The organism is Lacisediminimonas sp. (assembly GCF_030645335.1).
GTDB lineage: Bacteria > Pseudomonadota > Gammaproteobacteria > Burkholderiales > Burkholderiaceae_D > Lacisediminimonas.
Window position 1 is genome coordinate 1 of record NZ_JAUSNH010000180.1, and the last position, 21,838, is coordinate 21,838.

The window sequence follows — 21,838 nt, forward strand, 5'->3', positions numbered from 1 at the left end:
CCGATCTGCAGCGGGATCATCCAGTTGGCGAAGCCGACGAAGGCCGGCATGATCGCGCCGAACACCATGATCAGGCCATGCATGGTGGTGAGCTGGTTGAAGAATTCCGGACGGAACAATTGCAGGCCGGGCTGGAACAGCTCGGCGCGGATTCCCAGCGCCAGCACGCCGCCCATCATCAGCATGATGAACGAGAACCAGAGGTACAGCGTGCCTATGTCCTTGTGATTGGTGGCGTACAGCCAACGACGCCAGCCGTGGGGGTGGTCGTGCGCGTGGTCATGAGTATGATCGTGTGCGTGATCAACGGCGGTTGTGCTCATCTCGAACTCCTGATTTCAATTACTTGCGCGCAGCCAGGACTTCGGCCGGTTGAACGATATTTTCCTGCGCCTTGTTGGACCAGGCGTTACGGACATAGGTCGCGACTGCTGCTATATCGGTATCCGACAACACGCCCTTCCATGGCGGCATGGCCCTGACGCCATTCAGCAGGACGTCGATCTGGGCCGGTTTCGCTCCGAGCACGACTTTGGATCCGTCCAGCGGCGGGAACGCAGGTGGCACGCCCTTGCCGGTGGCCTGGTGGCAAGCCACGCAATTGGCGGCATAGACTTTCTCGCCGCGCTGGCTCAGTTCGGCGACGGTCCAGGTCTTGGTCGGATCGTCTGCGGCCGCAGCCATGGCTTTCTTCTTGCCTTCTACCCAGGTCTTGTAATCGTCGTCGGACACGACATTGACGACGATCGGCATGAACGCGTGGTCCTTGCCGCACAATTCAACGCAGCTGCCGCGGTACACGCCGATCTTGTCTGCCTTGAACCAGGTGTCGCGGACAAAGCCGGGAATCGCATCCTGCTTGACGCCGAAGGCCGGGATCGCCCAGGAGTGGATGACGTCGTTGGCCGTGGTGACCATGCGCACCTTGCGGTTGACCGGCACCACCATCGGATTGTCGACTTCGAGCAGGTAGTTGTCGCCCTTGACCTTGCTGCCGTCGACGATCTGCTCGCGCGGTGTCGACAGGTTGGAAAGGAAGGAAATTCCTTCGCCGTCGCCTTTCAGGTAGTCGTAGCCCCATTTCCACTGCATGCCGGTGACCTTGATCGTCAGGTCGGCATTGGACGTGTCCTTCATGGCGACCACGGTCTTGGTGGCTGGCAGCGCCATCAGGATCACGATCACGAATGGGACGATGGTCCATGCGATCTCGACAGCAGTGCTTTCATGGAAAGTCGCCGGCTTGTGGCCGAGCGATTTGCGATGCTTGAGGATGGAGTAGAACATCACGCCAAACACCGCGAGAAAAATGGCAACGCAGATCGCCATCATCAGGTTGTGGAGCTGGTAAATCTCGCTTGCAATCTGTGTGACCGGAGTATGGAAATTCAACTGGCGAACCGCTGGACCTCCCTGGCTATCGTTGACTGCCCAGACCGGCATGCCTGCGATCAGCAGTGATGCCCCGAGCATCAACGAATGAAGGCGCTTCACATGTTTCATGTTTTCCTCAAATGCCCTAAAAGTGAATTCTTGCCATATTCCGGCTACCGGCCCGTGCTGCCGCAATCCAGGCCCGGTCGCGTGCGAACTGTCGCACTGCGCGTGCGGCACGGGACGCGCTCCTTGCCGGCAGGGCTAACGACGGCTCGACGATTGGCCGAAGCATGTCCGCCATGGCGAAAAAGGCGATTGCACCGATGCGTCGGCCAGCGCCTGAATGCGTGCTTGCGCATCCGAAATCGACCCACCAGTCTGCCTGCGATCAGGGCCAGGGTAGCGGGCGGCGAACCGGAATTTGCTTGACCTGTATCAAATAACTCCGGAAGTATAAGGCTGATGCGAAGGCGGAATCAAGAAGAAAGGCTACCGGGATATGGCCGGCCACGACTGAAAATCAGTTTGCGCCGCTATTGCCGGCCTGCTTGCGCGGCGTGAAATGCACGATCGACTCGCCCCGGGAAGTCGTGCGCGCAAGCGGCCTGAACGCGTGGCCGTAGATGACTTCAATGCTCAAAGTCAGCTTGCCCGCGGCATTCCGGCCAGCTTCCAGCGCCCGGTAAGTCGCGTCGCGCAGCGTGTGTGTGGCAAGCCCGCGGGCACGCGTGGCCAGCGGATTTCCGCCCAGCGCGCGCACATCGGCCAGCATCTTGTCGGCTGTATCGTAGGTCAGTGTCAACATTTCCATGTCCATGACCGGTGTGGCAAAACCGGCATCGACCAGCATGTCGCCGAAGTCGTGCATATCGACGAAGGGCAGAACCTGCGGCGCCCGCGCCAGTGGGCGCGCCTGGCGCAATTCCCGGAAGGTGTCCGGACCGAAGCAGGAGAACATCAACAAGCCCTCATCGCGCAGGACCCGGCGCCACTCGGCAAATACCTCGTGCGGCCTGGGGTGCCAGTGCAGGGCAAGGTTGGACCAGAGCAGTCCGGCACTCGCATTGGGCAAGGGCAGCCGGGCATAGTCGCCGCACACCAATGACGGCGCGGCTGCAGCACCACCGCCCGCCCCCTGGGGCAGCAGCCGCGCCAGCAGCCGGCTCATTGCCGATTGCGTGCGGCGCTGTCGCGCGGCCGCTTCGCCGATCATCGCCTGCGACCCGTCGATCCCGATCAGCCGCGCCTGCGGAAAACGCTGGTGCAGCACGGCAAAGTCGGCGCCCTCGCCGCAGCCGGCATCAATGATTGCTTCCGGTGCGACACGGATCAGCTCAAGCCGCTCGAACATGCGTGCAGCGATTTCGCGCCGCAAAAAATCGGACGGCGCAATGCGCGCCGGGCGGCCGAACAGCGCGCGCACGTGCGCAAGCGAAATAGGAGCGCTGCCCATCTGGCCTGGCGGCGTCATGGAGGTAGTCAAGGCGGGGTCATGCAATGAGATAATGCGCCAGTTTACACGCACGAGGAGTGCTCCGCTGCTTAGCCGCCTGATTAGCCGCCTGATCCCTTCGCGCTGCCCGCTGTGCTGCCAGGATTGCGAGCATGCCGTTTGCGAAGCTTGCCAGCGACAGTATTTCGGCACGCCACAGGCTCGTTGCGTCCAGTGCGCCATGCCACTGCCGCATGCGGGCGGCACGCGCTGCGGATCATGCCTGCAACACGGTCCGGCCTTCGACCGCACGCTGGTGGCCGTCGATTACGGAGCGCCGCTCGACCGCCTGGTGCTGGGGTTGAAATACGCCGGCAAACTTGAACTGGCGCATTGTTGTGCCGCAGCGCTGGGCCCGCTGCTGGCGTCGGACCCCGTGCTGCCGGAACTTCTCTGCCCGGTGCCGCTGAGTGCCGGCAGGCTGCAGGAGCGCGGCTACAACCAGGCGCTGGAGATTGCCCGTCCGCTGGCGCGCAGCTTGCGCATTGCCTTGCATGCGCGGTTGCTGGAACGGGTGCGTGAAACGCCCGCCCAGGCCCGCTTGCCGGCCCCGCTGCGCGGCGACAACGTGCGCAACGCCTTCTTGCTGTTGCCGACGGCTGCGGCGATCGTGGCTGGCCGCCATGTGGGCGTGGTCGACGACGTGATGACCACCGGCGCGACACTGGATGAAATTGCATCGACGCTAAAGCGCTTTGGCGCCAGCCGCGTCACCAACATCGTCTTTGCGCGCACACCACCGCATTGAAGCTGGCACATGGTCACGCCAGCACCGGCAACAATGCTGTATTGACATTACTTTTTGCAGGGAGCAAGCCGTGTTTCATGTCGTACTGGTAGAGCCGGAAATCCCGCCCAACACCGGAAACATTATCCGTCTGTGCGCCAATACCGGCGCATGCCTGCACTTGATCAAGCCACTCGGCTTTCCGCTGGATGACGCCCGGATGCGGCGCGCCGGCCTGGACTACCATGAGTACGCGGACATGAACGTACATGAGGACTGGGCTGCATTCCTCGCCTTGGCCAGGCCCGACCCGGCGCGCATGTTCGCCCTGACAACCAGCGGCTCACGTCCTTTTGCCGGCGCCGTCTTCAAGCCTGGCGACGTCTTCGTGTTCGGCGCTGAAACACGCGGCCTGCCGCCGGCGCTGCGCGAGAGCTTTCCGCCTGAGCAACGCATCCGCTTGCCAATGCGCCCTGACAACCGCAGCCTGAACCTGTCCAATACCGTTGCCGTGGTCGTCTTTGAGGCCTGGCGGCAGCAAGATTATGCGGGCGGCGCGTGAAGCCTGAGGCGCCATTAGCGGCGCTTGTTTATAATGCCCGAGCTCCAGTGAACGTTTTCCGCATTGCTCCTACGTACCGATGCACTGACCGTTCCACCTTCGCAACCAAGGATCGCCATGATGTGCCGCACCCTCCGCACCCTCCACACCCTGCCAGTTTTCGCGGCGCTGTTGTTTGCCACTGCCGCGCACAGCCACTCTTTTGACCTGGGCAACCTGCGCATCGGCAATCCGTTTGCGCGGCCCACCGTTGCGCAGCAACCGGCTGGCGCCGCTTACCTGTCCATCGAGAATCGCGGTAAAACAACCGACACGCTGGTGCGCGCGAGCTCGCCAGTAGCGCGCGAAGTGCAGATCCATACCATGTCAATGGAAGGCGACATCATGCGCATGCGTGAGGTACTGCGGCTGGACCTGAAACCTGAAAGCACCGTCACCATGACGCCCGGCAAGGGCTATCACATCATGCTGATCGGCCTGAAACAGCCGCTGAAGGCGGGCGAGCAGTTCCCGATGACACTGATCTTCGAGAAATCGGGCCAGGTGGAAGTGAGCGTGACGGTGGAAGCCCGGAACCAGGGTGCATCGGCGCCGATGTCGGACAAGAATCACGGCCACAAGCATTGACACCCGGCGGCGACTTCCTGGAGGGAAAGTGAAGCAGGCGGGAGCATCATGCGCAGCGGTCGGGAAATCCTGCCACTGCGCCTGGTAACCGGTCAGTTCCTCGGGCAGGCGGATGCGCCGATCAGTTCAACCGGAGGATGGCATTGATCCGTCACCGGATTGGCGCGCCGCCGCGTCAGCCTCAACCCGGACTTTTTGCAGCAGCTTCGAAGTCGACCGGTCATGCGTGAAATCAATCGCGACCGCCTGCCCGCCATACGCCTTCACGGCGCGGCCTTCGGGGATGGCGTCCATATCGTAATCGCCGCCCTTGGCGTAGATGTCCGGACGGCTGTGCAAGACCGTCTCCAGCGCCGTATCCTCAGCGAACGCAACCACCAGCGATACCGATTCCAGCGCCGCCAGGACCGCCATGCGATCTTCGCAGGTATTGATCGGCCGGTCGCTGCCTTTGCCTAGCCGGCGCACCGAGTCGTCGGTATTGACCGCCACCACCAGCGAGCCACCCAGTGCGCGCGCCTGCGCCAGGTAGGTCACATGGCCGCGGTGAAGAATGTCGAAAACGCCATTGGTCAGCACCACCGGGCCGGGCAGCGCGGCGACTCGCGCTGACAGTTGCGCGCGGTCGCAGATTTTTCGTTCGAAATCAGGCATGAAAAAGCCGCGTCTGGCGCGGCTGGAAAATGGCGGCTAGATTGCCTGCGGAACCGGTACCGCAGCCAGGCGCACGGCCACTTCCTTGCGGTAGCGGTTGAGCTCCTGGACAGAATTGAAAGTCTTTTCAAACAACAGGGACATGTTGTGCAAGATGCGCTCGACGACTTTCTTTTCCCACTCGCCGTCGAATTTGATCTGCGTATCCAGCCATGCTTCGAGCCACTCCGGGTCGGGCAAACGGCTTTGCACCGTATCCAGCGGGAACAAGGCCTGGTTCACATGCAGGTTGGTTGGGTGCAGCGGCTTCTCGGTACGGCGCGCCGAACCCATCAACACACCGATCTTGGCAAATGCCGCACGTGCGGTATCGCCCTTTTCCAGCAGCGCTTTCTTCATGTAGCGCAGGTAGGCGCCGCCGTGGCGCGCCTCGTCCTGGCTGATGATCTTGTAGATTTGCTTGATGACCGGCTCGGTATGCCAGTCCGACGCGCAGCGATACCAGTGGTTCAGGCGTATCTCGCCGCAGAAATGCAGCATCAGGGTTTCCAGCGGCGGCGCCGGGTCGAACTCGAAACGCACGTTATGCAACTCTTCTTCGGTCGGCACGAACTCCGGACGAAAACGGCGCAAATATTCCATCAGCACCAGCGAATGCTTCTGCTCTTCAAAAAACCAGACCGACATGAAGGCGCTGAAATCGCTGTCCCCGCGATTGTCGCGCAAGAACATTTCGGTAGCAGGCAGCGCCGACCACTCGGTGATCGCATTCATCCTGATGGTCTGTGCCTGTTCGTCGGTCAGCAAGCCGGCATCGAACTGATCCCAGGGGATGTCAGTCTCCATGTTCCAGCGAACTTGTTCCAGTGATTTGAATAATTCCGGATACAACATAAGCGGCGCAGCCATAAAAAGTGGAAAGAGCGACCTGATTCTACCAATAAAACGTCGAAGACACGCCACACAAACCGGCCAATGACCGACCGCCTTGTGCACGGACGTACTGCTTGCGCGCTGGCGGCCTGTTGATTCACACTGTCGTGTGCCGCTTTGGCATCCCTCTGGCAGCTGGCCAAACAGGATACGAGCATCAGCAAAGTCACCCAGGAAAACCGCCATGATTGATATTTTGCCACGCTGGATTGTCGCGCTTGCCTTCATCTTGCCCGCTGCCACGGCAGTCGCGCAGCAAAAGCCGCCTGCCTGCGCCGGCCTCTATAACCACCAGTTCACGCGCTTGCAGGACGACGCGCCGCAGGATCTCTGTCAGTACAGCGGGAAAGTGGCCTTGATCGTGAATACCGCCAGCTATTGCGGCTTTACCGTCCAATACGAAGGACTGGAAAAACTGTACGCAAAATACCGCGACCGCGGGCTGGTCGTGATGGGCTTTCCATCCAATGATTTCGAGCAGGAGCCGGGCAATGGCAAACAGATTGCGGACCTGTGCTTCAACACCTACGGCGTGAAATTCCCGATGTTTTCGAAATCGCACGTCAAGGGCAAAGAGGCCAATGCGCTGTACCAGGCGCTGGCCCGCGACAGCGGCGCCATGCCGCGCTGGAACTTTCACAAGTACCTGGTCGGCCGCGACGGCCGGGTGATTGCCGACTACCCCAGCCGCGTCACGCCGCAAGACCCCAAACTGGTTGGTGCGATCGAACGGGCCTTGCAGCAAGCGCCGCCGGGCCCGCGCGAGCGCTAGCTCAGTAGGTGCCGGGCACGAGGATGCTGCGATCGACGCGGCGGATGTCGGTATGGCCGCAAAAAGCCATGCTGACATCGAGTTCGCGCTGGATGATTTCCAGTGCCGTTGTCACACCGGCCCCGCCCATCGCGCCCAGCCCGTACAGGAAAGCGCGGCCGATGTAGGTCCCCTTCGCGCCCAGCGCCATCGCTTTCAATACATCCTGGCCGGAACGGATGCCGCTATCGAGGTGCACCTCGATCTCGGAGCCGACCGCATCCACAATGGCCGGCAGCGCCTGGATCGACGACTGCGCGCCATCGAGCTGGCGGCCGCCGTGGTTGGACACGATCAGCGCATCCGCGCCACTGCGCACCGCCAGGCGCGCATCTTCGGCGTCGATGATGCCTTTCAGGATCAGCTTGCCGCCCCAGCGCTCCCGGACCCATTCGATGTCATCCCACGACAGCGCGGGATCGAACTGCTGCGCGGTCCACGACGACAGCGAGGACATGTCCGTCACGCTGCTGGCGTGGCCGACGATATTGCCGAACTGACGGCGGCGCGTACCCAGCATGCCCAGGCACCAGCGCGGCTTGGTCATCATGTTGAGGATATTGGGCAGGGTCAGGCGCGGCGGCGCGGACAGGCCATTCTTGATGTCCTTGTGGCGCTGCCCGAGCACCTGCAGGTCGAGCGTCAACACCAGCGCGGAACAGCGGGCTGCACGGGCGCGCTCGATCAGGCGGGCGATGAAATCCCTGTCCTTCATCATGTAAAGCTGGAACCAGAATGGCGCAGTGGTGTGCGCTGCCACGTCTTCGATTGAACAGATGCTCATCGTCGACAGCGTAAATGGCACGCCGAATTTCTCGGCCGCCTGCGCCGCCAGGATCTCGCCGTCGGCATGCTGCATGCCGGTCAGGCCGATCGGCGCCAGCGCCACCGGCATCACGGTGTCCTGCCCGGCCATGCTGGTGCGCAGACTACGGTTGGCGATGTTGACCGCCACCCGCTGCCGGAATTTCATGCCGCCAAAATCAGTCGTGTTGGCGCGATAGGTGGACTCGGTCCATGACCCGGAGTCGGCGTAGTCATAGAACATGCGCGGCACGCGCTTTTGCGCAAGCACGCGCAAGTCTTCGATATTGGTAATGACTGCTGGCATGGTGGCTCCCTGTTCCGAGCCGACACTTTAACCGAGCAGGATGCCGGCCGGCATGATTGCGGAAGTGAAATTTTCTTCATGGCGGCAAGCACGCCGGCAGACCGATGAGCCGGGGCCTGTCACACGCGGGTCGCCACCTTGGCCATGCCGCGTCGCAAGCCCATTGGACATTCGGACAAAAAAGGGCGCCTTTGGCGCCCTCCAGAGCATCTCGCGATAGACGCTTGATGCCCGGTTGCTGGATTACTAAAGGGAGCGTTAGTTGCCTGCGGCTCCACCCCCTGCTGCTCCACCCCCTGCGGCTCCACCACCGGCTGGCGGCGCTGCCGGCGGCGGGTTGAAGTTCACCAGATACTGCGCCACTCGCGGATCCTGCACACTGGCTACAGCGTTAAAGGTAATGGCACTGGCCGTGACGACCGGTGTGAATGTGATCGTCGTGCCATCGATCGGTGCTCCCATGTTGCCCAGCGTGATGGTCACGACACCGGTACCTGCCGCCATGGCGAACGCGGTGCACTCCGGCGTAGCGGCCGGGGCTACGCCCATGCCGATGGTTGCCCAATCGTTGGCAGCAGCCGGAAAGCCGCCGCGCTCCTGCTGCGTCACCGACAGCGCAGTCTTGATCGGGGCAAAGCAACTGAACACCTTGCTCAGCTTTGCGCGCAAGGTGTAGTTCTGGTACTGCGGGACGGCGACCGCGGCAAGAATGCCGATGATCGCCACAACGATCATCAGTTCGATCAGCGTAAAACCGCGTTGAAGCGGACGGTGTTGCATGGGTTTCTCCTGAAGTTGAAAGACGAAGCGAAAGCCTCGCTAGTCCAACAGCAAGATGACCGCCGGCAAGAAATGCCCGATATGCGAACTATGTTTTTTATACGAACGAACGGCAGCGAACAGATGACTGCCAAGCTGCCCATCTGGCAGTGTCTTGGCCACTGCCAGATTGCTGACAGCCTATCCCGCACTGTCCATGTCAGAGCTAGCCTTACCAACAGGCGCATCGACAAACCGTCCGCACAGGGCGCTGAGCAGCGCATCCGAAATCAGGTGCCCGGTGCAAGCCGAGCGCGCCAGCCACATCAGGCCCCTGTTGCGATCCTGGGGCACGCCCTCGCCGCCGAGGTAGCAACGACCGAGCCAGTGCATCGCATCCGCATGTCCGCCACGCGCCGCCTGCTGCAGCCAGTACGCCGCGCCGGACTGCAAGCGATGTGCCAGAAAAAGCAGGGCAAGGTCGTTTTGCGATTCGGCATCGCCGGTGTCCGCGCTGCAAAGTAGCGCCAAGCCATCGCGATCCAGCTTCAATCGTGCATGCGGCTCCACGCTTTTCCACGTGACCAGCACCCGGCTACCGCTGCTTGCCGGCCCGACACGGGTGATCGAACCCGCCGATAAGCGGCGCCATACAGTGCGCTCGCTCCATCCGGTGATGCTGATGACGGCGCCCAACGTAAAGGCCGGCCCGGTTTCCCTGGCCGCGAAAACAGGCCGTTCGCAAAGAGCTTCCATCCGTCTGGCTTTCCTGTGCAATGTTCAAGCGCAGCAAGATAGTCACGGGCGGGAAGGCTGGACAGACTTGTTAAGGCCAGGTCAATTGCCAGCGCAGCGCAGTGCGCGAAGGTCGCACGAGAGGTTCGGAAATGACCAGGCCAAGGCAATGCCGACTGACACCAGCAAGCCAGGCCAGGCAAAGCGGCGAGCACAGGAGGGCAAGCCGCGAAACAGGATTTTTTAGCCGCGCTTGCGAGCGCTTGCCGCTTTCTTGCCAGCGCCAGTGCTGCCACCTTTTACTGCTGCACTCTTGCCACGTGCAGCGCCACCGGCCGCCTTGCCAGTGGGCGCATTTTTTGCAGCCGCAGTTGTGCGCCTGGACTTGCTGGCCGGAGCCGCCGCTTTCGGCAGCTTGCGTGCCGGCTTGCCAATGCTGGCGCTGCCGGGCTTGCGAGCGGATCGGTTTGCGGGATGCGCCGCGGGCTTGGCCGATTTTGCAGCGGGCTTTCTCTTGATGGCGACAGGTTCGGCCTCCGGCGCCATTGCCTTGCCGACGGCTTGCTTGAACTGATCCTGCAACATGCCCCACCATGCGGCCGGATTGACGAATGGCGCTGCTGCTGCGGCCATATCTCCGGCATGGTCCTCGGCCTGTGCTGCCACCTTTTCAATTTCCGGCTCGGACTCGGGCGCAGGCGGCTTGTCCGCCGTTGGCGGCGCGAAGCTGAAGGTACTGTCCGCTGCCACGCCGGATGCGCCCCCCGCCGGTGCGCTACCTGTGCCGGCAGTGTCCGTCGATGCCCCCGCATGCATGGGATTGAATCCCGCCATCGACCCCGCCGCGCCCATTGCCGCGCCCATCGCCTTTTCCATCGATCCCATCGATTCGCCGACTGTCTTGCCCATCGACTGCAGCGCGGTGAGGGTCGCGCTTTGCACTTCCAGCGCCTGGATCGAGGCACGCAACATGCTCATGTTCAGCCCCAGCCAGGTTTCGACCGTTTTCAGATCCGTGATCTGCTTGTTGACGTCTTCCACTGACAAGCTGGGCATTGTCATGCCCGGCATTTTCACGCCGGCCCACAGGTTCTTCATGAAGCCCAGCGTGTCGCCCATCGGGTCTGACCCGGGCGTTTGCGTATTCGATGTCGACATGGCGATTCTCCACTGTTGCCGTTGGCGTATTCCGCATGCACCGCAGCCTTGTACTACACACCGGGCCCGGAACCTGATGCAGCGTAGCAGATACGAACGCCCCTGGTTCGAATTAGCGCAAGGCCCCGGGCCCGGGCTGCTGCACCCGGCCAACATACTGCGTCGCACGCTGGCGACAACAATTGCCAAACGCCCGGCCAGCCGCGAGCAGCAGCAGCTAAACTAGCGCGCATGCCTGCATTCCTGCACGTCCGCCCTCTCGCCAGGTTTTCCGTCGGCACGCTGCTGCTGCTCGCCTTGTCGATCCTGCTGCATCTGCTCGCGCTGCACACCTTTGCGACGCTGGACGCGCCAGCCGGCGACAGCAGCAGGGACGCGGGTACCAAAAGCACAGCCAGCACAGCCGAGCCGGTAATCGTCCAATTGCAAGCCCGCGCCACCCCGCCGTCCCGGCCGCCGGCGCCAAAGAAAAAGCCCCCGCCCGGACCGCCCCGGAAGACCACAGCAAAGACAGCACCGGCCACCCTGCCGACGCTTCAAGCGTTCCCGACAATACCGACACTGCCGACGCCATCGGCGCCGGAAACGGCCGAGGCCATTGCGCCAGCACCGGTAGTAGAACCGGATTCCGCACAAACCGGCGTGGCTGGCAATGGCAGCGCCGGCCTGGCCGCCGACCAGGCGACGGCCCCGACCATGCTCGACCCTGGTCCGGCGCTGCCCGATCCGCCCGCATTGACAGCAGCGCTCAAGCCCGAATACCGCACCGATCCCCCGCCACCGGCCGAGCTGCGCTATGACGTGCAGGCGCTGCGCCAGGACGGCGCTTACCATGGCAAAGGAAAAATACGCTTCACGCGGCAGGAAGACGGCTACACCATCACCGGCGAAACCAGCCTGCTGTTCATTTCAGTGCTCGACTTTCGCAGTACGGGACAGATCAACGAGCGTGGGCTGGAGCCGGTCATGTACACCGAAAAACGATTCCGCCGTCCGGCAACCAACACCCATTTCCAGCGCGAACGCGAGCTGATCAGTTTTTCGGCCTCGGCCAAAACTTTTCCGCGCCAGGGTGGTGAGCAAGACCGCGCCAGCATCATCTGGCAACTGGCTGCGATCGGACGCGGCGATCCTGCGCAATTGGGCGCCGGCCAGGAAGTCACCCTGTTCGTGGCCGGCGTGCGCGACGCCGAGCCGTGGATCATTTCCGTGATCGGTGAAGAAACGGTGGAGGCCGATGGCAAGCAAATCGCCGCCATCCACCTGGTTCGATTGCCGCGTCCCGGCAGCTATGAACAAAGGCTGGATATCTGGCTCGCGCCCACGATGTACTGGTATCCGGTAAAGTTGCGCTTTACCGAGACTAACAGGGACACGCTGGACATGTCCCTGGCAGACCCGCCACTGCCGGCGCCGCGCCCGTAACTTTCCCCATGCCACTTTTCCATCGCGTAATTCCCGGCCCGCTTTTTCCACCATCGCTGCCACGATCCCTGGCTGTGATGATGCTAGCCTTGCTGCTGGCCTTATCGCTGGCGTATGCCGCGCCCGCAATCAGCGCGCCCAAAGCAGCCGTGAACATGCCGCCCGCGGTCGTGCTCAACTATTCGATCACGGCGCGCCAGAGCGGCATCACGCTTTCTGGCCGCTCGCGCCTGCTGTGGCAGGCCGACGGCGCCAGCTACCTGACCACGGCCGAGACCAGCGCCATGCTGCTGGGCAAAATACTCGACGAGCGCAGCGAAGGCACGCTCGACGCGGGCGGCCTGGCGCCCGCCGCCTACACCGAGAAGCGTTTCCGCAAGAGCGCCAGCACCACCAGCTTCGACCGCAGCGCGCGCCTGATCCGTTTCGGGGAAACGCAGCAAACCCAGCCACTGCAAGGCGGCGAACAGGATCGCGCCAGTGCGATCTGGCAATTGATTTCGGTCATGCGCGCCGAAAAAAAAGCAATCAAGCCAGGGGCCGCATGGCGTTTCGTGGTTGCCGGCCAGCGCGATGCTGATCCCTGGACCTTCATCGTCAAGTCGCGCGAACGGATCACGACCGCGCTGGGCAGCCTGGACACGCTGCACATCGTGCGCACGCCACCGCCGGACGCCCAGGCGCGCCGGCTCGACATCTGGCTGGCGCCCTCGGTCGAATGGTATCCAGTGCGCCTGCGCTTTGAAGACAGCAACGGCGAATACATCGAGCAACTCATAGAATCCATCACCAAGCAATGAGCACGATGCCCGTCACCAACAACGCCAACACTGAGCCATCGGCCGCCGGCACAGGCGCCGGCGCACTGGTGCTGTTTTCCGGCGGACAGGACTCCACCACCTGCGTGGCGTGGGCGCTGGAACGATATCGACGGGTCGAAACGATCGGCTTTGACTACGGCCAGCGGCATGCAATCGAGCTGCAGGTGCGCCCGCACGTGCTGGACGGATTGCGCGCCCTGTCGCCGTCATGGAAACAGCGGCTCGGCCCGGACCAGATGATCGACCTGAAGGTGCTCGGCCAGTTGTCCGACACGGCGTTGACTGGCGATGCAGAAATCATGATGCAGGCAAATGGCTTGCCGAATACCTTCGTTCCGGGCCGCAACCTTCTGTTCCTGACGCTAGCTGCCGCGCTGGCTTACCGACGCGGGCTCGATGTGCTGGTAGGCGGCATGTGCGAGACGGATTATTCCGGTTACCCGGACTGCCGCGACGAAACCATCCGCTCGCTGCAAACCACGATCAATCTCGGCATGGCGACCAGCATGGCGATTGAAACACCGCTGATGTGGCTGGACAAGGCGCAGACCTGGCAACTGGCCAGTACACTGGGCGGCGACGCCCTGGTCGAGCTGGTCCGCACGCAGACCCATACCTGCTACCTGGGCGAACGCGGCGCCCTGCACCCGTGGGGCTATGGCTGCGGGCTGTGCCCGGCCTGCGAACTGCGGGCGCGGGGTTACCTGGCTTATGTGCAGGGCCTGTCCTGACCGGCCAGCGCCGAAATCCAGCGCCCGGCATTAGTCCCTGCCCCCTTTTGATGGCATCATGCAGCGGTTGCCGCAACAGCATCGGCCTGCATCCTGCAGCCGGGGACGTCCGGCTGACCTGCTGCCAAACCGCCCGAAGTGGAAGAACAACAAAACGCCCTGCCATTCCTGCGCGAAACAATCCTGTTCCTCGCCCTGTCCGGCATCCTGATACCGCTGTTGCAGCGCCTGCGCATCAGCCAGGTGCTCGGCTTCCTTGGCGTGGGCGCGCTGCTCGGGCCATTCGGCCTGGCCTTGTGGGCCGAGCATTTTCCCTGGCTGTCGCACCTGACCTTCACCGAGCTGGAAGAGGTGAAGGTGCTGGGCGAACTCGGCGTGCTGTTCCTGATGTTCATGATCGGCCTGGAGCTTTCCGCCGCCCGCTTGTGGTCGCTGCGGCGCTGGGTGTTTGGCGCCGGCACCGCGCAAGTGGCCGTCTGCGGCGCAGCCATTGGATTCATAGCCTGGTCATTCGGCAATCCGCCCGGCACATCGCTGCTGCTCGGTCTTGCACTGGCCTTGTCGTCAACGGCGGTCGTCATGCAACTGCTGTCGCAATCGCGCACGCTGGCGCAACCGCTGGGGCAGGCCAGTTTTTCCATCCTGATGCTGCAAGACCTGGCCGTGGTGCCGCTGTTCCTGTTGATCGCGGTGCTGTCCGACAGCGGCAGCACATCGGTGCCCTGGCTGGTGATATCGGCGGTGGCGAAATCGGTGCTGGCGATTGCGCTGATCTACCTGCTCGGCCGGCGCGTGATCCGGCCGCTGTTCCGTTCGCTGGTGGGGCAGCGCCAACCCGAAGTGTTCATGGCGCTGACACTGCTATGCACGCTGGGAATCGCCGGCCTGACCGCCATGGCCGGCCTGTCGCTTGCCCTGGGCGCGCTGCTGGCCGGCCTGCTGCTGGCCGAGACCGAGTTCCGGCATGAAGTGGAAGTCACGATAGAGCCGTTCAAGGGCCTGCTGATGGGCTTGTTCTTCATGTCTGTCGGCATGCAGACCGACATGCGCGAAATCCTGAAATCGCCCGTGCTGGTGCCGCTGTCGGTACTGGGCCTGTTTGCCATCAAGTCGGTGGTCGCCAGCCTGGTCCTGCGCGCCGGCGGTTTCAACTGGGGCCGCTCGATCGAGGGCGGGATGTTGCTGGGACAGGGCGGCGAATTCGCCTTCATCGTCGTCAGCGCCGCGGTGACTGCCGCCGTGATGGACCGGCCGACCGCACAATTCGTCATGCTGGTAGTGGCCTTGTCGATGTTCGCCACACCACTGCTGGCCCGGCTTGGCACGGTCATTCGCAAGCACCTGGAAAAGCATGAACGGCTGCGCAGCGGCGGCGGCTTTGCCGCTGACGGGCCGCCATCCTTGTCCGGCCACGTGATCATCGTCGGCTACGGCCGCGTAGGCCAACTGCTGGGACAAGTCATGAGCCGCCAGGGCGTGTCCTATGTCGCCATCGAGAACGATGCGGAAGTCGTGGCTCGCCTGCATCCGGCAGGCATACCGATTTTTTTTGGCAATGCGGCCCGCGTCGAATTGCTGGAAAGGGTGCACGCCGGCCATGCCGCATCGATCATCCTGACGATGGATGAACCGGAAGCCGCGCTGCGAGCGGTCGAGGCAGTCCACCGCAGCTATCCGCACCTGCCGCTGCTGGCGCGGGCGCGCGATGAAACCCATGCCTTGCACCTGTTGCGGGCCGGCGCAACGCAAGTGATTCCGGAGACCCTGGAGACCGGGCTGCAACTGGCCGTGTTCGCGCTGCAATCCCTGGGCATGTCCGACGGCGACGCCGCGCAACTGGCGCAGCTCGAACGCGAACAGCGCATCGCCGGCATCGACCGGCCGTCCTGACATTGGCCTGGCTGGACGGCAGCGCCACGCACATCAGGGCCGCACGCCGCTATCCATCGTTTCGATCGCGCGCCGGGCGGCCCTGCGCGCAGCAGCAACCGGGTCGTCGTTGCCAGCTTGGCCGGTACCGGCGCCGGCCGCGTCGCTGACGACGAGCGCGCCATCGGCCGCGCGGGTCACGATCAGTGCATCCTCGGTGCCGCCGCTGCTGTCGCCGCGCTCCAGCCACGGGACGCCCGGCGTGACCAGCATTTCAGCGCGCCGGGGCCTGGGGAAATTCGCCCTGGCATCCAGACGCTTTTGCCTGAACAAGGACTGGTAGAAATCGCCGACCAGCGTCAGCGCATTATGTCCGCCCTGCCCCCAATAATTGCTGCGCATGGTGACGCGGGCATCATTGAATCCGACCCAGGCGCCGCTCACCAGTTGCGGATGCATCATGATGAACCAGCCATCCGTATTGAACTGCGTGGTGCCGGTCTTGCCGGCAACGTCGGCCTGGATACCGAAGCGGGACCTGATTTGCTGCCCGGTGCCGCGGCTGACCGCGCCGCGCAGCATGTCGATCAACTCGATTGCGGTGCTCTCCTTCATCGCCGGCACCGGATCGGCGCCAAACTGCGCGATCACTTGTCCGTGGCGATCGGTAATGCGGCTGACCACGATCGGTTGCCGATACTGGCCGATGCTGGCGATGGTCGAATACGCAGAGACCATTTCCAGCAGGCTGACCGCACTCGTGCCCAGCGCCAGCGATGGGACAGGATCGAGACGGCTGCGGTTCACGCCGGCGGCCCTGGCCAGGGCGACGGTGTCTTCCACCCCGACATCGTGCATGACCTGGGCGGTGATGGTGTTGCGCGACAGGATCAGCCCCTCGCGCATGCTCATCGGCATTTCAGTTGGCGCGCCCATGTCGGTCGGCATCCATGCATCCCCTGCCCGCGTGCTGATACTGACCCGGGTATCGAGGTAGGTGCGCATCGGGCTGAAGCCGCGCTCCAGCGCCGCGCCGTAGACCAGCGGCTTGAAGGTGGATCCCGGCTGGCGCAATGCCTGCGCCACATGGTCGAACTGGTCGCGCCCGAAGTCGCGACTGCCGACCCAGGCCTTGACCTCGCCGGACTGCGGGTCGAGCGCCACGAAGCCTGCCTCCAGCCGGGACTTGGCGGCCTTCAGGCGCGCCATGAACTGGCGGTCATTGCGCAATGTTTCCAACATCCCGGCCGCTGCCTTGCCCTGCGCCACGCCCTTGCGGAATTCCGGCGACTCGCGCACGAACAACTCGATCAGGTCCTCGCGCGTGTCCCAGAAGTAGCCAAATGGCTCGACCTCGCGATGCTTGCTGGCGTAGGCCGCCGCCGATCGTGACAACAACTGTCCGGAACGCTGCGCCCATTCGACATCGGCCACCATTTGCAGCGCCCTGGTCTGCTTGTCCACTGCGCGCAATGCCTGCTCCTGCAAGCCGGTGTCGAGTGTGGTGTGGATCACCAGGCCAGCAGTGCCCAGATCAAGCTGATTGGCCTGCGCCCACGCCAGCAGCCAGCGGCGTACATATTCGGTGTAGTGCATGGCGCTCGTGTTGACCGGCTCCTGTTGCCGGCTAAAACGCAATTGCAGCGGCAATTCGCGCAGGCGCTGCAGATCCTGCGGCGGTAGCTGGCCCTCGCGCGCCAGCTGCGACAGTACGACATTGCGTCGTTCGAGCGCGCGCTGTGGATTGACGACCGGATTGTAGTAATGGGTGCCCTTGAGCATGCCGACCAGGGTGGCGCTTTCTGGCGCATTGAGCTCCACGGCGGTCTTTGCGAAATAAGTCCGGGCGGCCATTTCGATGCCGGACACGTTGTAGAGGAAGGGCATGGTGTTCAGGTAGATTTCCAGGATTTCGTCCTTGCTGTGGGTACGCTCGATTTCCAGTGCGGTCAGCATTTCCCTGAGCTTGCGGCCGGGGCTGCGGCTGCGGCCGATTTGCTCTGGAAAAAGGTTGCGGGCGAGTTGCTGGGTCAGGGTGGAGCCACCCTGCATGTCGCCGGTCAGGGTTTGCCAGGCGGCGGACAGGGTGCGGATGACATCGATGCCCTGGTGTTCATGGAAGCGGCGGTCTTCGGTGGCTAGCAGGGCCTGCACTACCCAGGGGGAGATCTGGTTCAGTTTGACCCACTGGCGGTCGATTTTCTTGAATTGGGTCAGCTGGTGGCCGTCGGCTGTGAGCACGATGCTGGGCTTTTCTGTTTGCAGGGTGCGCAGGTGGTCTAGCGATGGGAGCTTGTTGTTCAGTTGCCAGAGTTGATGGGTGAGGACGCTTGCGGCTGTTATCAGCGTTGCGGCTGTTGCCAGTAGCACAAATTGCAGCGGGGATAGCCGGAGGCGGCGGCTGGGGGGCATTTCGGTGCTCCTTGGTTGGGGAGCTAGATGGACAACAAATGAGGGGCTTAGTTTTTTGTTGGCGCCATCGTCATGGCTCGCCCTTGCGGCATCGTGGCCGCGGTGATACCGTCCTGCATCGTGAATTCCATTACCTCTCCCTCCGCTGCCCTGTTGCCGGCGAACGCTGTGCTGCGTACCACGCTGCATGACGAGGTGCATGCGCGGCCGTCTGTGCGGATTGACTTGCCGGCGCTGGTGGTGTTTGTGACGGTGCTTAACGAAGGCGTGGACCGGGCGGCGGAATGCGAGCACCTGCGCCTGCTGCCTGGGCAGGGCGGGCTGACGCAGGCGGATTTGCAACAGAATTTTGTACGGCTGCGGCTGGGTGGCTCAACGCTGCGCTGGGAGCGGCATGGCGAATTTACGCGTTATGTTTTATTGCAGGAATCTGCCGCCAGGCTCCCTGAGCCGGGTGACGCCGGCTCCCTGCGCGCCTGCCTGCCGGTCGATCCCGGCTGGCTGGCTGCCATTCCCGGACGCACCATCGCCGCCATTGAACTGACCATGCTCACCGGCGACCTGTCCGATCCACAGGCTGCCCTGGCTACGGCGCAGCAATGGTTCGACGCCGGCACCGTTGTTGCTTCGCTGCTGGGTAACGGGCATTCGCTGGCGGTGACGGATTTCCATTTGCGACCGGACGGCTTCGAGCGCATCGTCGTGATCGCCAAGCCCGATACCAGCGCGGCCCGGGCCGGCCGTGTCGCACAGCGGCTGCTGGACCTGGAAACCTACCGGCTGATGTCGCTGCGCGGGCTGCCGTCTGCCAAGGAACTGCTGCCGATCCTGGCGCAGTCCGAAGCGGCGCTGGCGGACATCACGGCGCAGCTGGAAGCACGCACGTCTTCCGAAGACGAATTGCTCGACACGCTGATCCATGTTGCCGCCGGCGTCGAGCGCGCCACGGCGCAGCACGCCTATCGTTTCTCGGCCACGCAAGCCTATGACGCACTGGTGCGGCAACGCATCGTTGAAATGCGCGAGGCGCCGGTGCCCGGCACCCAGACCATCGGCGAATTCCTGCAGCGCAGGCTGTCGCCGGCGATGGCGACTGTCGCTGCGACGTCGCAACGCCTGAGTTCGCTGTCGCAGCGCATCGAGCGCACCAGCGCGCTGCTGCGCACCCGGGTCGATATCGCCACGGAAAAACAGAATCACCAGTTGCTGGCCAAGCTCACGCGTGGACAAGAATTGCAGTTGCGCCTGCAAGCCACCGTCGAAGGCCTGTCGATCGCCGCGATTTCGTACTATGTGGTCAGCTTGTTGCTGTATGCAGCGAAGTCACTCAAGGCGCTCGGGCTGCCGCTGCAACCGGAGGTGGCGGCCGGTGCGCTGATACCGGTGGTGCTGTTTGGCGTATGGCGATTGACGCGGCGGATCCACGCACGGTTGCATTGATTCGGATTCCAGCGCGTTCCAGAGCGTTCACGCGGCGTTGCCGCCGGCTCTGCCGTACTGGATTGCCTCGTCGGCGATGACCACGCAATTGCGCCCGCTGGTCTTGGCCTTGTACATCGCCAGGTCGGCGCAGCGGATCAGTTCTGCCGCCGTGCCGCCATGTTCTGGAAAACTGGCGATCCCCACTGACAAGGTCGATCCGACCTGCAGTTCGCCATAGGGCGCACGACTGCTGGCAAAATCCGCCCTCAATTGCTCGGCCCGCTCGTGCGCCGTGGCTGCCGTGACACCAGGCAGTAGCAGCACGAACTCTTCTCCACCGTAGCGACAGACGACATCGGAGGCGCGCACCTGCGCATCGAGCAGCGCTGCCAGCAGCTTCAACACCTCGTCACCGGCCTGGTGACCGTGGTCGTCGTTGATGCGCTTGAACCAGTCAATGTCGATCATCGCCACCGACAGCGGTAAATCCTCTCGTGAACAACGCGCCAGTTCACGCTCCAGGGTCGCATCGAAATAGCGGCGGTTGTACAGGCCGGTCAGGGCGTCGCGGTAAGCCTGGTCGCGCAGCTTGGACTGCAGGAGTGTGTTCTCCTGCAGCTGGCGCTCGAGTTCCTGTTCGCGCAACTGCAATTGGCCCTTGGTCTCTTGCAGTTTCAGCGCGCGCGCATAGGCGTTTTCTGCCACCACCAGCACGTAGAACATGATCGACAGCACGCTAAGCAGCGTGACAGCCAGGTTGGTGTCAGGCGAAAAATGCCAGCCGTTGATTGCGCCCATCGGCAGCGCACCGGCCAGCATCGAGGCCAGGGCCTGCGGGAAACCGATGCGGCCACGGAAGACTGTCATGTTGACCGTGATCGTCACCAGGAAAATGAAGGTGATCCAGATCGGGAATCCGAGCGCTGCCGCCCAGGCGCCAAAGCACACGCCGTCGAGCAACAGATTCTGCATCTCGGCACGGCGCTGGTCGCTCGCATACAAGGCGCGAAAGTAGACCAGTTGCGGATAAACGATGCATTGCAGGACTAACAGAACCCAGGGCAAGACCCCCATGTTCTGGGGCGCGAAATGGGCGGCCACGGTGGCCAGGACGAGCAGGCTGCATCCGGCGCGGTTGCGCCGGTTCATTTTTACCGTCCAGTGCACTGGACGGGATTTCGACCGGGCGGCATCCTGTGTCATTGTTTCCATTCGGCAAGTTTAGCAGTATCACCGATATGAGCCTATCGACCCACAGAAATTCGATGGGGACACGATAAGGTGCTCATGGAATGCACAGCTTGCACTGGCGCGGAAGGGATTCAGCCAGGGTTCCAGGCCGGATCGCGCGTCAGCGCCACGCCGACGATATAGCAAAACATCAACAATGCACCTACCAGTGCCGCCAGCCGGATGGGTCTGGAACGGCCTCGTTTCAGGGCGATCGTTCCCAGCAAAATGTAGATCGTCAGCGCCAGCACTTTCGCAGTCAGCCAGGCGCGCTCGAACGGATATTGCCCGCTCCAGGCGGCCAGGGCGATCGCGCTGGCCAGCAGCACTGTGTCCACCAGGTGCGGCACTAACTTTACCCAGCGCTGCTGCAAGCGCGCCGGGGCGGCCAGCATCCACCATCCACGCAGCAGGAACAGCGCACCGGACAGCGCAACGGCGCTGACATGCAGATGTTTCAGTGCGAGATAGCTCAACACCGCGCTAAGCCTTCTTGTTGCCCGCAGGCATCAGCCTGAGAACCGGCAGCGCCACCGAGTGGCGCAAGCCCTTCGGATCGGAAAGTATCTGGTCGAGCGTGACGCCGTCCAATACCGCCAGCCATGCTTGCGTCGCCTGTCGCAATACGTCCTTTAGCTGGCATGTCGGCGCCAGCACGCAGTCGTTACGGACCGGGTCGAAGCATTCGACCATATTGAAGTCCGGTTCGGTCAGCCTGACCACGGCGCCGAGATTGATGTCGCCCGGCTCCATCGCCAGGCGCAAGCCGCCGCCCCGGCCGCGCATGGTCTGCACCATACCCGACAAGCCAAGCTGATGCACGACCTTCGTCAGGTGATTGTTGGAGATGCCGTAGGCGTCCGATATTTCCCGGATCGTGACCAATTGCTCGCGATGCAGGCCGAGATACATCAGCGTGCGCAAGGCGTAGTCGGTGTAATCAGTCAGTCGCATGAGTGCAGCACTGCTCCAGTATCGTGGC

At 63.0% G+C, this 21,838-nt stretch carries 22 protein-coding genes; 9 read left to right on the forward strand and 13 right to left on the reverse strand.

The features are described from left to right. From Q7T64_RS12525 to Q7T64_RS12535, 3 genes are all read right to left on the reverse strand, one after another. On the reverse strand, window positions 1-323 hold a 323-nt coding region (locus Q7T64_RS12525), incomplete at its 3' end, for a cbb3-type cytochrome c oxidase subunit I (RefSeq protein WP_304796094.1). Between the two features lie 19 nt (window positions 324-342). Beyond that, the gene (coxB, locus tag Q7T64_RS12530; RefSeq protein ID WP_304796096.1) at window positions 343-1,503 is read right to left on the reverse strand and encodes a cytochrome c oxidase subunit II; all 1,161 of its coding nucleotides are present in this window, start codon (window positions 1,501-1,503) and stop codon (window positions 343-345) included. Between the two features lie 394 nt (window positions 1,504-1,897). Further along, window positions 1,898-2,830, reverse strand: a complete 933-nt coding sequence (locus Q7T64_RS12535) for a methyltransferase domain-containing protein (protein WP_304796098.1) — start codon at window positions 2,828-2,830, stop codon at window positions 1,898-1,900. A 220-nt stretch (window positions 2,831-3,050) separates the two neighbouring features. Here Q7T64_RS12535 and Q7T64_RS12540 point away from each other — a divergent pair, with 220 nt between their 5' ends. From Q7T64_RS12540 to Q7T64_RS12550, 3 genes are all read left to right on the forward strand, one after another. Next, on the forward strand, window positions 3,051-3,617 hold the full coding sequence (locus Q7T64_RS12540; RefSeq protein WP_304796100.1) for a ComF family protein: 567 nt from the start codon (window positions 3,051-3,053) through the stop codon (window positions 3,615-3,617). 70 nt (window positions 3,618-3,687) lie between these two features. Beyond that, complete coding sequence (gene trmL / locus Q7T64_RS12545; protein WP_304796102.1) at window positions 3,688-4,158, forward strand: tRNA (uridine(34)/cytosine(34)/5-carboxymethylaminomethyluridine(34)-2'-O)-methyltransferase TrmL; 471 nt, start codon at window positions 3,688-3,690, stop codon at window positions 4,156-4,158. A gap of 120 nt (window positions 4,159-4,278) precedes the next feature. Then, the gene (locus tag Q7T64_RS12550; RefSeq protein WP_304796104.1) at window positions 4,279-4,785 is read left to right on the forward strand and encodes a copper chaperone PCu(A)C; all 507 of its coding nucleotides are present in this window, start codon (window positions 4,279-4,281) and stop codon (window positions 4,783-4,785) included. A 126-nt stretch (window positions 4,786-4,911) separates the two neighbouring features. On the opposite strand, the gene Q7T64_RS12555 is transcribed toward Q7T64_RS12550, so the two are convergent. Both Q7T64_RS12555 and Q7T64_RS12560 read right to left on the reverse strand, forming a co-directional pair. Next, entirely contained in the window at window positions 4,912-5,439 is a 528-nt protein-coding gene (locus Q7T64_RS12555) for an adenylyltransferase/cytidyltransferase family protein (RefSeq protein WP_304796107.1), read from the reverse strand. 36 nt (window positions 5,440-5,475) lie between these two features. Continuing rightward, the gene (locus Q7T64_RS12560; RefSeq protein ID WP_304796169.1) at window positions 5,476-6,333 is read right to left on the reverse strand and encodes a ferritin-like domain-containing protein; all 858 of its coding nucleotides are present in this window, start codon (window positions 6,331-6,333) and stop codon (window positions 5,476-5,478) included. Window positions 6,334-6,556: 223 nt separating this feature from the next. Here Q7T64_RS12560 and Q7T64_RS12565 point away from each other — a divergent pair, with 223 nt between their 5' ends. Continuing rightward, window positions 6,557-7,144: a glutathione peroxidase gene (locus Q7T64_RS12565; RefSeq protein WP_304796109.1), complete on the forward strand. Its 588-nt coding sequence runs from the start codon at window positions 6,557-6,559 to the stop codon at window positions 7,142-7,144. A gap of 1 nt (window position 7,145) precedes the next feature. Here Q7T64_RS12565 and Q7T64_RS12570 read toward each other — a convergent pair whose 3' ends face one another. From Q7T64_RS12570 to Q7T64_RS12585, 4 genes are all read right to left on the reverse strand, one after another. Continuing rightward, a complete protein-coding gene (locus Q7T64_RS12570) occupies window positions 7,146-8,294 on the reverse strand; it encodes an alpha-hydroxy acid oxidase (protein WP_304796111.1) in 1,149 nt (382 codons plus the stop codon). Window positions 8,295-8,552: 258 nt separating this feature from the next. After that, window positions 8,553-9,074, reverse strand: a complete 522-nt coding sequence (locus Q7T64_RS12575; protein ID WP_304796113.1) for a prepilin-type N-terminal cleavage/methylation domain-containing protein — start codon at window positions 9,072-9,074, stop codon at window positions 8,553-8,555. A 180-nt stretch (window positions 9,075-9,254) separates the two neighbouring features. Then, a complete protein-coding gene (locus tag Q7T64_RS12580) occupies window positions 9,255-9,809 on the reverse strand; it encodes a tetratricopeptide repeat protein (protein ID WP_304796115.1) in 555 nt (184 codons plus the stop codon). A 222-nt stretch (window positions 9,810-10,031) separates the two neighbouring features. After that, window positions 10,032-10,946, reverse strand: a complete 915-nt coding sequence (locus Q7T64_RS12585; RefSeq protein ID WP_304796117.1) for a PhaM family polyhydroxyalkanoate granule multifunctional regulatory protein — start codon at window positions 10,944-10,946, stop codon at window positions 10,032-10,034. A 231-nt stretch (window positions 10,947-11,177) separates the two neighbouring features. On the opposite strand from Q7T64_RS12585, the gene Q7T64_RS12590 reads away from it, so the two are divergent. The 4 genes from Q7T64_RS12590 to Q7T64_RS12605 all read left to right on the forward strand — a co-directional run bounded on the left by Q7T64_RS12590 (window position 11,178) and on the right by Q7T64_RS12605 (window position 15,813). Further along, window positions 11,178-12,371 carry a DUF3108 domain-containing protein gene (locus Q7T64_RS12590; RefSeq protein ID WP_304796119.1) on the forward strand — a complete coding sequence of 398 codons (1,194 nt, stop codon included), beginning with the start codon at window positions 11,178-11,180 and terminating at the stop codon, window positions 12,369-12,371. A gap of 77 nt (window positions 12,372-12,448) precedes the next feature. After that, the gene (locus Q7T64_RS12595; protein WP_304796121.1) at window positions 12,449-13,171 is read left to right on the forward strand and encodes a DUF3108 domain-containing protein; all 723 of its coding nucleotides are present in this window, start codon (window positions 12,449-12,451) and stop codon (window positions 13,169-13,171) included. A gap of 5 nt (window positions 13,172-13,176) precedes the next feature. Further along, complete coding sequence (gene queC, locus Q7T64_RS12600) at window positions 13,177-13,923, forward strand: 7-cyano-7-deazaguanine synthase QueC (protein WP_304796172.1); 747 nt, start codon at window positions 13,177-13,179, stop codon at window positions 13,921-13,923. A gap of 138 nt (window positions 13,924-14,061) precedes the next feature. Next, window positions 14,062-15,813: a cation:proton antiporter gene (locus Q7T64_RS12605; protein WP_304796123.1), complete on the forward strand. Its 1,752-nt coding sequence runs from the start codon at window positions 14,062-14,064 to the stop codon at window positions 15,811-15,813. 33 nt (window positions 15,814-15,846) lie between these two features. On the opposite strand, the gene Q7T64_RS12610 is transcribed toward Q7T64_RS12605, so the two are convergent. Next, window positions 15,847-18,204, reverse strand: a complete 2,358-nt coding sequence (locus Q7T64_RS12610; RefSeq protein ID WP_304796126.1) for a transglycosylase domain-containing protein — start codon at window positions 18,202-18,204, stop codon at window positions 15,847-15,849. Window positions 18,205-18,276: 72 nt separating this feature from the next. On the opposite strand from Q7T64_RS12610, the gene Q7T64_RS12615 reads away from it, so the two are divergent. Beyond that, complete coding sequence (locus Q7T64_RS12615; protein WP_304796128.1) at window positions 18,277-19,644, forward strand: DUF3422 family protein; 1,368 nt, start codon at window positions 18,277-18,279, stop codon at window positions 19,642-19,644. A 27-nt stretch (window positions 19,645-19,671) separates the two neighbouring features. Here the strand turns inward: Q7T64_RS12615 and Q7T64_RS12620 are convergent, their stop codons facing one another. From Q7T64_RS12620 to Q7T64_RS12630, 3 genes are all read right to left on the reverse strand, one after another. Beyond that, a complete protein-coding gene (locus tag Q7T64_RS12620) occupies window positions 19,672-20,775 on the reverse strand; it encodes a sensor domain-containing diguanylate cyclase (protein WP_304796130.1) in 1,104 nt (367 codons plus the stop codon). Window positions 20,776-20,948: 173 nt separating this feature from the next. Beyond that, window positions 20,949-21,335, reverse strand: a complete 387-nt coding sequence (locus Q7T64_RS12625) for a SirB2 family protein (RefSeq protein WP_370653318.1) — start codon at window positions 21,333-21,335, stop codon at window positions 20,949-20,951. A gap of 4 nt (window positions 21,336-21,339) precedes the next feature. Further along, entirely contained in the window at window positions 21,340-21,810 is a 471-nt protein-coding gene (locus tag Q7T64_RS12630) for an Rrf2 family transcriptional regulator (RefSeq protein ID WP_304796135.1), read from the reverse strand. Window positions 21,811-21,838: the final 28 nt, after the last annotated feature.

What these genes read in the sequence shown, in the direction of transcription:
- Q7T64_RS12565 (WP_304796109.1), top strand. Translation starts at nt 6,557, where the DNA reads ATGATTGATATTTTGCCACGCTGGATTGTCGCGCTTGCCTTCATCTTG.
- Q7T64_RS12595 (WP_304796121.1), top strand. Translation starts at nt 12,449, where the DNA reads ATGATGCTAGCCTTGCTGCTGGCCTTATCGCTGGCGTATGCCGCGCCC.
- Q7T64_RS12610 (WP_304796126.1), bottom strand. Translation starts at nt 18,204, where the DNA reads ATGCCCCCCAGCCGCCGCCTCCGGCTATCCCCGCTGCAATTTGTGCTA.
- Q7T64_RS12555 (WP_304796107.1), bottom strand. Translation starts at nt 5,439, where the DNA reads ATGCCTGATTTCGAACGAAAAATCTGCGACCGCGCGCAACTGTCAGCG.
- queC (WP_304796172.1), top strand. Translation starts at nt 13,177, where the DNA reads ATGCCCGTCACCAACAACGCCAACACTGAGCCATCGGCCGCCGGCACA.
- Q7T64_RS12580 (WP_304796115.1), bottom strand. Translation starts at nt 9,809, where the DNA reads ATGGAAGCTCTTTGCGAACGGCCTGTTTTCGCGGCCAGGGAAACCGGG.
- Q7T64_RS12560 (WP_304796169.1), bottom strand. Translation starts at nt 6,333, where the DNA reads ATGTTGTATCCGGAATTATTCAAATCACTGGAACAAGTTCGCTGGAAC.
- Q7T64_RS12575 (WP_304796113.1), bottom strand. Translation starts at nt 9,074, where the DNA reads ATGCAACACCGTCCGCTTCAACGCGGTTTTACGCTGATCGAACTGATG.
- Q7T64_RS12585 (WP_304796117.1), bottom strand. Translation starts at nt 10,946, where the DNA reads ATGTCGACATCGAATACGCAAACGCCCGGGTCAGACCCGATGGGCGAC.
- Q7T64_RS12620 (WP_304796130.1), bottom strand. Translation starts at nt 20,775, where the DNA reads ATGAACCGGCGCAACCGCGCCGGATGCAGCCTGCTCGTCCTGGCCACC.
- Q7T64_RS12590 (WP_304796119.1), top strand. Translation starts at nt 11,178, where the DNA reads ATGCCTGCATTCCTGCACGTCCGCCCTCTCGCCAGGTTTTCCGTCGGC.
- Q7T64_RS12550 (WP_304796104.1), top strand. Translation starts at nt 4,279, where the DNA reads ATGTGCCGCACCCTCCGCACCCTCCACACCCTGCCAGTTTTCGCGGCG.
- coxB (WP_304796096.1), bottom strand. Translation starts at nt 1,503, where the DNA reads ATGAAACATGTGAAGCGCCTTCATTCGTTGATGCTCGGGGCATCACTG.
- Q7T64_RS12540 (WP_304796100.1), top strand. Translation starts at nt 3,051, where the DNA reads ATGCCACTGCCGCATGCGGGCGGCACGCGCTGCGGATCATGCCTGCAA.
- Q7T64_RS12630 (WP_304796135.1), bottom strand. Translation starts at nt 21,810, where the DNA reads ATGCGACTGACTGATTACACCGACTACGCCTTGCGCACGCTGATGTAT.
- Q7T64_RS12535 (WP_304796098.1), bottom strand. Translation starts at nt 2,830, where the DNA reads ATGGGCAGCGCTCCTATTTCGCTTGCGCACGTGCGCGCGCTGTTCGGC.
- Q7T64_RS12615 (WP_304796128.1), top strand. Translation starts at nt 18,277, where the DNA reads ATGGCTCGCCCTTGCGGCATCGTGGCCGCGGTGATACCGTCCTGCATC.
- Q7T64_RS12570 (WP_304796111.1), bottom strand. Translation starts at nt 8,294, where the DNA reads ATGCCAGCAGTCATTACCAATATCGAAGACTTGCGCGTGCTTGCGCAA.